11 protein-coding genes are annotated in these 8510 nt (G+C 40.4%); 10 read left to right on the top strand and 1 reads right to left on the bottom strand.

Annotated elements, in window-relative coordinates:
* Positions 1 to 197: 197 nt before the first annotated feature.
* A complete protein-coding gene (locus tag BW716_RS33870; RefSeq protein ID WP_083730484.1) occupies positions 198 to 419 on the top strand; it encodes a hypothetical protein in 222 nt (73 codons plus the stop codon).
* A gap of 6 nt (positions 420 to 425) precedes the next feature.
* Positions 426 to 815 (top strand): hypothetical protein, encoded by a 390-nt coding sequence (locus BW716_RS33865; RefSeq protein WP_083730483.1) that lies wholly within the window; start codon positions 426 to 428, stop codon positions 813 to 815.
* Positions 816 to 853: 38 nt separating this feature from the next.
* Here the strand turns inward: BW716_RS33865 and BW716_RS33860 are convergent, their stop codons facing one another.
* Complete coding sequence (locus BW716_RS33860) at positions 854 to 1123, bottom strand: helix-turn-helix domain-containing protein (RefSeq protein ID WP_235644009.1); 270 nt, start codon at positions 1121 to 1123, stop codon at positions 854 to 856.
* Between the two features lie 86 nt (positions 1124 to 1209).
* Between BW716_RS33860 and BW716_RS33855 the strand changes: the two genes are divergently transcribed.
* The 8 genes from BW716_RS33855 to BW716_RS33830 form a co-directional block, all read left to right on the top strand.
* Positions 1210 to 1509: an immunity 53 family protein gene (locus BW716_RS33855; RefSeq protein ID WP_083730481.1), complete on the top strand. Its 300-nt coding sequence runs from the start codon at positions 1210 to 1212 to the stop codon at positions 1507 to 1509.
* A gap of 1011 nt (positions 1510 to 2520) precedes the next feature.
* A complete protein-coding gene (locus tag BW716_RS37945; protein ID WP_220388898.1) occupies positions 2521 to 2718 on the top strand; it encodes a hypothetical protein in 198 nt (65 codons plus the stop codon).
* A 258-nt stretch (positions 2719 to 2976) separates the two neighbouring features.
* Positions 2977 to 3540 carry a thiamine pyrophosphate-dependent enzyme gene (locus BW716_RS37940; RefSeq protein ID WP_306460915.1) on the top strand — a complete coding sequence of 188 codons (564 nt, stop codon included), beginning with the start codon at positions 2977 to 2979 and terminating at the stop codon, positions 3538 to 3540.
* A gap of 33 nt (positions 3541 to 3573) precedes the next feature.
* On the top strand, positions 3574 to 3771 hold the full coding sequence (locus tag BW716_RS37935) for a hypothetical protein (protein ID WP_220388896.1): 198 nt from the start codon (positions 3574 to 3576) through the stop codon (positions 3769 to 3771).
* Between the two features lie 257 nt (positions 3772 to 4028).
* Positions 4029 to 4313 carry a hypothetical protein gene (locus BW716_RS33845; RefSeq protein ID WP_083730480.1) on the top strand — a complete coding sequence of 95 codons (285 nt, stop codon included), beginning with the start codon at positions 4029 to 4031 and terminating at the stop codon, positions 4311 to 4313.
* A 358-nt stretch (positions 4314 to 4671) separates the two neighbouring features.
* On the top strand, positions 4672 to 6960 hold the full coding sequence (locus BW716_RS33840; RefSeq protein WP_083730479.1) for a hypothetical protein: 2289 nt from the start codon (positions 4672 to 4674) through the stop codon (positions 6958 to 6960).
* Complete coding sequence (locus BW716_RS33835) at positions 6961 to 8049, top strand: hypothetical protein (RefSeq protein WP_083730478.1); 1089 nt, start codon at positions 6961 to 6963, stop codon at positions 8047 to 8049.
* A gap of 4 nt (positions 8050 to 8053) precedes the next feature.
* On the top strand, positions 8054 to 8510 hold a 457-nt coding region (locus tag BW716_RS33830), incomplete at its 3' end, for a hypothetical protein (protein WP_143709198.1).

Genomic DNA, 8510 nt, shown 5'->3' with positions numbered 1-8510 from the left:
AATAAATGTAGAAAAATATGAAAAGGCTATTTTTATGGATGAATACCGGGAAATACGCCTTGAGTATGCGAGTCATGAAGATAGAATAAGTGTGTCATGCTGGTTGTAAAAAGGTTCTTTTTTAGTGTTAGGCCAGCTGGGGGGCAATCGAACTTTTTTATCGAAGATTTGAATAAAATCGATACTTTTTATAAATTATGGCACAATACAACAACTACTGTTTATTTATAGGTGTAAGTGCAGCAAATGGTAATCCATATACAAGTCTGCCTGGCAATAATAATAGATCAATGATGTCAGCAAATTTTACAGTAACTATGGATGATAAGGGTGTTTTTACTGGAGTTCAACAAGGGAACAAAACTTATAGTATAACGGATTGGAATAAGATGAACCAAAATAAACCAACAGTTCAGTAGTAAAATATGAAAATTATCAAGACAAATTGGATTAATATTATAGGTGTTTTTATAGCAGTTTTTTTATATGCTATTGTCTTAAATCTAATTGATACAAATGTATCAAGGAACGTATTCCAGTCGGTACTTCCCGCTTTAATATTAGTTTGCTTGTACGGACTTGTTTTTTGGGTGTTGTTAATATTATTATTAGTAATACTTGATTTACTACTTATAGTTAAAAAAACAAGCAATCTCAGAGTAAAGCTACTGATTGAATGGTTAATTATAGGTAGCCCCTTTACTTATTGGGCAGTTAGATACGGGCAGGGAATATTTATAGCTGGTGTTATATCCCTTTTAATAACACAATTCATCCGTTGGAAACATATAAAGGCTGTATTAAAGGCTAACTGAGATACTACAAAAGCCGCAGGTGATTGCCTGCGGCTTCTTTATGAGTTAAAGGCTTTTTTAGCCTTAGTATTTTGAATAATGTTATCAATAAGGAAATACACCTTCTCTTTAGTATCCTCATCGAGCTTCTCAATGTCCTGGATACGTTGCAGCGTTTTTTTATCAAAGTGAGCGTTAATCCCTTCACCCACCAGGTAATCCAGTGATACGCCCAGTGCGTCAGCAATCCGTTTTGCGAAATCGATGAATGGCGTAGCATCCCCACGCTCATACTTGCCTATAATCTCTCTGTATACGTTGCTCTCCACAGCCAGGTCTGCAGATCCGTCTGAATTCCCTAAAAATAACAGATTTTTGATTCCAGGATCAATTTAATAATAAATATAATATTGTTATGTCAGAAATACTTTCGTGGATTTCACAATGGATGACTTCTAATTGTAATGGATCTTGGGAACATATGTATGGAGTAAAAATTGGTACCCTTGATAATCCTGGTTGGTATGTTACAATTGACTTGACTGATACAGAACTAGAAAGCTTGGAGATGGAAACAGATGTAATAGAAAATACTGAAGATGATTGGTATTACTATAAGGGTAAGGATAAAAAATATTTTGGTGCCGGAGATTTAAATAAATTAGAATTCTTGCTTTATGCATTTAAAGACTTAGTAGAAAAACATAAGGCGTAAAATATTTTGTGTAAACCCCTTCCCCATTGTTTGAAACCCTGCCGGGATGGGGAGGGGGGAATGGCGCGGCAGCAGCGCCTTCCCCGGTTTTGGGGCCTATTGAGATAGGCCACCACCATAGGCCATTTACACAGGAAATTTTACAGTCTCAAATATGTTAAGTCCAGTTGCTAGAGGGGTATGGTTCCCAATGGGGTATGATTTGTAATAGTTTAGATTTGATCCAACAGTCGGGGTTAATATTTTGGGGCAGCTGGCAATATTGTCCAGCTGTTTTACTTTTGCAAAAGATAGTGTTTCCTCAAAAGTTGCATTGGAGGGCCAATACGTACCGGATGTGAATTTTATAGCGCCTGTTTGGCTTAATATGATTTCGCCAATTATATACGGGACGAAAAACAGGTATTTCCATGAAGGCCTCCTTTCTTGCGCTAATGCAATACAAATTTCGTTAAAATGATAGATTGATCAGCATTGATTAAGTGATTCTGTTTTCAGATTACCCCAAAAGCGTAAATAAAAGTGTAAAACAATACAACGCTAATGAGATGAAAAGTAACAGCATCAAAAGAACAGGGTGCGATAGAGAGTTTGACGATTAAATAGATATAAAGAAGAAGTAGTAATAAAGTATCAAAAAAACGAAGATTCGACTTTTTGAGAGGCTACAACCTAAAAAAATAAACCGCTGAAAATGAATTTCTCAGCGGTTTAAAAAAGATTCTCTTTTTGAGTAGTTGCCTGAATGCGATTTGAATCGTGTTTGATAATCAGCTTGTTGTGAGAAAGGTGTAAAACAAGGTGTAAAACAGCAAAAAAGTCATTTTTCTGGGTTTATAACCGATAATTATCGAATCTGCTTATACGCCACCTATTATGGCGAAAAACTAGGACCATACCAATTTTTACATCAAATGCATATTAAGGCAATTTCGGTGGATAACTTTTTTGATTTAAAAGCAGGCTTGTCCGGCAGTAGATATCAAAGATGCTTCTAAGAAGGCAATTAATATGGCGCCTAAGCCTTCACTGGAAGAAGGTCGGGAACATATTAAGTTCTTTGAGAGTTTGCCTGTGAATAATTGTGCAGAGCTGGATTTCTCTACAGTGAGAGGGGCGCAGTTCCTGGAGCAGTTATTTGAGTTCTCAGGAGCATGTTCCGGTTGTGGGGAGACACCTTATGTGAAGTTGCTGACGCAGTTAAGGTGATAGATTGCTGTTGGCAAATGCCACAGGTTGTTCCTCTATTTATGGTGGTAACCTGCCTACAACACCGTGGTCAATGAATAAAGATAAGCGTGGCCCGGCATGGGCAAATTCCCTTTTTGAAGATAATGCGGAGTTTGGATTGGGTATGCGTGTGGCGACAGATAAGCAGTAGGAGATAGCGCAGACATTGTTGGTGGCATTGCAACCAGTGCTGGAAAATGATGTACTCGTAGAGGATCTTTTGCATGCACCACAGCAATTGGAATCACAGATTGCAGCGCAAAGGGAAAGGGTAGGCGTGTTGAAACAGAAATTGCATTCATTGCGTGGAATGCGCTGGCGGCACAATTGTTGGCGGTAGCAGATCATCTTGTGAAGAGGAGTGTGTGGTTGATAGGTGGTGATGGATGGGCGTATGATATTGGTTCTTCCGGGTTGGATCATGTGTTGTCTACAGGCCGTAATGTGAATGTGTTGGTGTTGGATACGGAAGTATATTCCAATACGGGTGGACAGATGTCAAAGGCGACACCAACAGCAGCGATCGCGAAATTTGTAGCAGCGGGTAAGAAGGTAGGGAAGAAGGATCTGGCGATGCAGGCGATTTCTTATGGTAATGTGTATGTGGCGCAGATAGCGATGGGGGCAAATCCACAGCAAACCTTGCTGGCATTGCGTGAGGCAGAGGCTTATAAAGGACCGTCTTTAATATTGGCATATAGTCATTGTATAGCGCATGGTATAGATATGGAGCAGGGATTGACACAGCAGCAATTGGCGGTATCAAGTGGGTATTTGCCATTGATCAGGTATAATCCATAATCCGGCATTGAGAGAGACGGGAAGAATCCGTTTGTGTTGGATTCACCAAGACCAGCGGTATCATTTACGGATTATGCTTATAATGAGACGAGGTATAAGGCGCTGGCGGCAGCGAATCCTACAGAGGCGAAAAGGTTGATGGGATTGGCGCAGGAGTTGATGACTTTGAGGTATAAGAATTATGAGAATATGGCGACCTGGAAGGCGGAAGAGTTTGCGCCTGTGGCGTAGGTGAATTTAGAAAAGTGAAGAGTTTACGCAGATGTAGTAATGCTTTTCATCAATGAAGAAGTTTACGCGATGGCGTAATAGTTTTTAGAAAAGTGAAGAATTTAGGCCTGTGGCTTAGGCTTTTCAGCAATGAGCAATGGTGTAATAATTTTGCAAATTTAACAGGGGCTTTCGAATTGATAAATTTGAAGGCCCCTTGTCTTTTGATTGACGTTAATGACTGACCTCCAGTGGCTGCAGGCTTTACCCGGTAGCTGTTGCGCCACTTATTATCTCTGGCACCTGGTGGTTCTTCAGTAGTGGCTACCAGGGTAATGATACCTTATCCTTATTATGGTATTAGTTGTTCAGTAAACAATTATGCGGCAGGTAATTTTACCTGGTATGTAGATTGTGTGTTGAAAAACTCAACCAGTTCTGGTGATATCGATGTGATCCCGGTTGGTAATTGTGGCGTACAGCATCGTTTACAGGTGCAGGCTACGTCCAGCTGTGGGGAGGCATGGTCTGATCCGGTGTACTGGACCAATCCTTGCCAGTAATAAGGTTATTAGGGATTATGAATCAAAACGGAATGGCCTGTATCAAAAGATACAGGCGCTCCATTTAGTTGTAATGGGGAAATTCTGCTTTCCACGATTCGCCTTTTCTTGTCGTCCGATCGGCGTTTTCTCTATTTGGATTTATTTTGTATTGCTTATTATTTGAGTAATTTTGTACTCATCTATTTAGCCTGTTGTTATGCTACTTTACCCGTATACTTATTAATGTGGACGTATAAACTTTCCTTATGTTATAAATTTACTTTGTTAATGGACAATACCCACCCAAATAGTGCTGTATTATAAATCATAATACTTAAGGTCTATTTCTATTTTATTACCAACTGTTTAATACAGGTTGAAGACTTATTATTTTATATTATTTCTCCTCATTGTGCGGAGCCTGAATACCTACGCGCAACTACAACGAAGTACGACCCTTCCCGGAGCTCCCGGCAAAGGCACTATTGTTGTTTTCCCCCGTGGTATAAGACAATCCTCCGGCCAGGTTTCATATCTGCTTGCAACAGATACAGGGAAAGATATACGTCTGCTACCCGTATTCCCCGACAAACGTTATGATACTACCCTATGGCATAAACCACCTCGTAAACCATTCCTGGTAGTACATGGCAATGTGATGTATGATTATTACTACCAGGGGAAAATTGATACGCCATATCAGCAGAAAGATGTGTATCAGCATACCTTGTCTACATGGATGGATCTTACAATCCGCGATCAATATCCTGTTCATGTCGCCTTTTCTACTACACAAGGTAACTCATCACTGTTCCGTAACATCACAGGATTTAGTATACAATATACCAACCGCGACTTTCGTAACCTGTTAATTCAAAAACTAAAGAACCGGGATGTATCCCGTATCAAACAATTAAAGGAATTAATGGATGAGAAAGCCCTGCTGGATGCAAAGGAAAAAGAACTCAGCCAGTTGAAAAGCTGGTTATCTTCTCCGGCTGTTTTACAACGACTGGTGGAGGCAAAGGAAAAAGAATTATATGGTAAACACAATGATTCTTTGTCAGGAATTCCTGTTATCCCATCTATACCCAATATTAATTTACGCTACAAGGCTGGTATCAGAGAGCCTTGTAGTAATAGACTACTCTCCGATACCAGTATTGAATCGCAATATACTGCCAGGCAACAACAGCTTGACAGTCTGCAAAAAAGATGGCAGCAAATGGATAGTAGTTATCATGCGCATCAGTTACAGGTAGGGAATTTAAAAGGTGATATGGTGCAAAAGATATCAGCTAGCCGGAATAATGCGGAACTCTCCGCACAATTAAATAGTATGAATCTTCCGGATTCCGTTCTGCCCAAAGGCTATAAAACATTGCTGGCTATTCGTAAGCTTTCAATAGGTCGTGCCCTTGCTGATTATTCTGAACTCACCGCCAAATCCATCAGTATCCAGGGTATACAGGTTGAGTATAACCCCAGATATTACGTGGCATTTGCAGCAGGTACGATTGACTACCGTTTCCGGAATTATGTGGTATACAATGGCTCGCCTGGTCAATACCTTACTATGATCAGAGGTGGCTATGGTATGAAAGAAGGGAATCACCTTTATGTTTCTTTTTTCAGAGGAAAGAAACAACTCTATAATCAGCGTACCGGTACTGACAGTACCACGCCTGATTATAATATAATGGGGATGGCTGTAGAAAGCCGTTGGCAGATCAGTAAGAACGTTTACGTGACGGGGGAAGTAGCAAAATCATCGCTACCTTATTACCAGATTACTGATGATGATACTAAAGTCAGAAGTATGCTGAGATTTAGTGAACATCGCAACCTGGCGTATTCATTATCTGCCAATGGTTTGATCACTAAAACCCACACAAAACTGACAGGTGTATACAAAGTATTGGGGGCCGGTTTCCAGTCTTTTAGTTTATATACTACAGGCGCTAAACAAATCGCCTGGTCTATACGTGTGGATCAGTCTTTCTTTAAAAAGAAATTGATGGTCACTGCATCCGTGCGTCGTAATGATTATAACACCTCTTACCAACAGGCTAACTATCAGAGTAATATTATTTACAAAACCATCCAGGCTACATTGAGTATTAAACATTACCCTGTATTCAGCCTGGGTTATTACCCCAGCTCTCAGCTCACAAAGCTGAGCGACGGTTCCTATATCGAGAATACCTTCTATACCATGGTAGGCACTGTCAGCCACTTCTACAAAATAAAAAGAATCATGATGAATACCCTGCTCTCATATACCAGGTTTTATAATAAGATGGATGACAGTAGTTATGTCTATTACAATACAAATAGCATACTTCTCAACCATACGATGTTCCTCGGGCGCTTTACTGTACAAAGCACCGGTTCTGCTGCCATGAATGGGGAATACGATCTATACGGTGTAAATGGCAGTGTACAGTTCAAAGCATTTAAATGGCTGGAAATAGGAGGGGGATTGAAGTATAGTTATCAATCTGTGTATGACCTCAGTAAAGTAGGATATACAGGCAATTTCAGGGTGATGATTCCCTACCTGGGACAATTGGAAATGATGGCAGACAAAGGATTTATTCCCGGCACAGAAAAGAAGCTGGTTTCAAATAATACAGGAAGGCTCACCTATACAAAAACCTTTTAAATGAAAAGCTACATCATTATAGCATTATTATGGCTATCCATTCAAACCAATGCACAGGTCAGTATGACGGTGCAGTTACCCCCGACAGGCGTACTACAAAAAGCGCAGTTATGGAATATCCTGTTGGTATCGGCATCTTCTTCCATGAATGTGTTTGTTGAATTACGTGTCACAGATGCAGAAACGAATCAACCGGTATTAACAGGAGTATCCCGTTCCATTTTGCTGAATAAAGGGGCAAAACAGCTACAGGCAGGCGATGTCTCTCCTGTAACCTATGAATATCTTTCTGTTGCGGCAGATAGGAATGCAAATGGTCTGCTCACTGCCGGGAATTATATTGCCTGTTACAGTTTATTCCAGGAATCAGGCGAAGTGAATACTCTGCTGGCAGAAGATTGTTTACCCTTCACGGTAGAGCCGGTAAGTCCACCATTATTAAATAGTCCTGCAGATGAAAGTGTCGTGGAAGGCAACCTGCCACAGTTTATCTGGTTGCCTCCGACACCTATCACCATCTATAGTGACCTGAATTATACATTTACCGTCGTTGAACTACACACAGGGCAATCTGCTGCTGAAGCCATACAAGCAAATATCCCTGTATACCGGAGTGTGTACTATAAAGATTTGTTCCTGAACTATCCGGTATCAGCAGTAACACTGGATACTTCTAAAACATATGCCTGGACGGTGACGGCAAACAATGGAAATACTTTCTCTGCACAAACAGATGTCTGGACATTTAAAATCAAACCTGTTACTACTGATACTGTAGCGGCTGTGAAATATGCATATGTGCAATTGAAAAAGGAAATAGATGGTTCTGCCATTAACTGTTCGGGTGCATTTCAATGTGGTTACACAAATGATGCAAATGATAGCATCGTTATTTATGAAATTGTTTCCCTCAATGCTTCCCAGAAGATTGTAAAAACAGGTACGCTCTCCGTTAAGCCAGGTATGAACCTGTTAGAAGTTGATTTTGGTAGTGATAAAAATATTTCCAGTGGACAATCATACCTGTTCCGGCTGCAAAATAGACGTCGTGAAAAATGGCAGATGAAATTCTATTATCAAAAAAAGTAAAGAAATGAGACGAATAATTCTATTGATAATAATGGCTATCTGTTCCTGCCCCGTATGTGCACAGGATACTGCTGCGATTGCCAAAGTCATACAGTTGGTACGACAGGTGCAGGACAGGATTATTACAGTTCCCACAAGCTATTATATACTGTATACCTATGCGAATGAACATACACCAGCAACCTTGCTGGATAGTATGCGGGGTACTGTTGAAATAGATGGGACTAACTACCACAGTATATTGGATAGCACAGAAACCATCCACAATAGCAAGTACAATATCGTCCTCTTCAAAGAAGATAAGGTTATGTATCTCGCCAGCAGTACACCAGGTGAAGTAGGTACGAACCCCATGCAACAGATGCTGTCATTTCTGGACAGTGCTCACAATAGTACCTGCTCATTTAGCAGGAATAAAAGTCAGGTGAAGGTGCTTATCAGTTTTCCCTCCGGGGGTACCT

This window comes from [Flexibacter] sp. ATCC 35208 (genome assembly GCF_001975825.1).
Lineage (GTDB): Bacteria > Bacteroidota > Bacteroidia > Chitinophagales > Chitinophagaceae > Chitinophaga.
The sequence above is the reverse complement of the archived record's forward strand: the minus strand, read 5'-3'. Positions and strand labels throughout refer to the sequence as shown.

Bases quoted from the DNA above. Each gene is read 5' to 3' on its own strand.
- BW716_RS33855 (WP_083730481.1), top strand. From the start codon at position 1,210: ATGTCAGAAATACTTTCGTGGATTTCACAATGGATGACTTCTAATTGT.
- BW716_RS33870 (WP_083730484.1), top strand. From the start codon at position 198: ATGGCACAATACAACAACTACTGTTTATTTATAGGTGTAAGTGCAGCA.
- BW716_RS33865 (WP_083730483.1), top strand. From the start codon at position 426: ATGAAAATTATCAAGACAAATTGGATTAATATTATAGGTGTTTTTATA.
- BW716_RS33835 (WP_083730478.1), top strand. From the start codon at position 6,961: ATGAAAAGCTACATCATTATAGCATTATTATGGCTATCCATTCAAACC.
- BW716_RS37945 (WP_220388898.1), top strand. From the start codon at position 2,521: ATGGCGCCTAAGCCTTCACTGGAAGAAGGTCGGGAACATATTAAGTTC.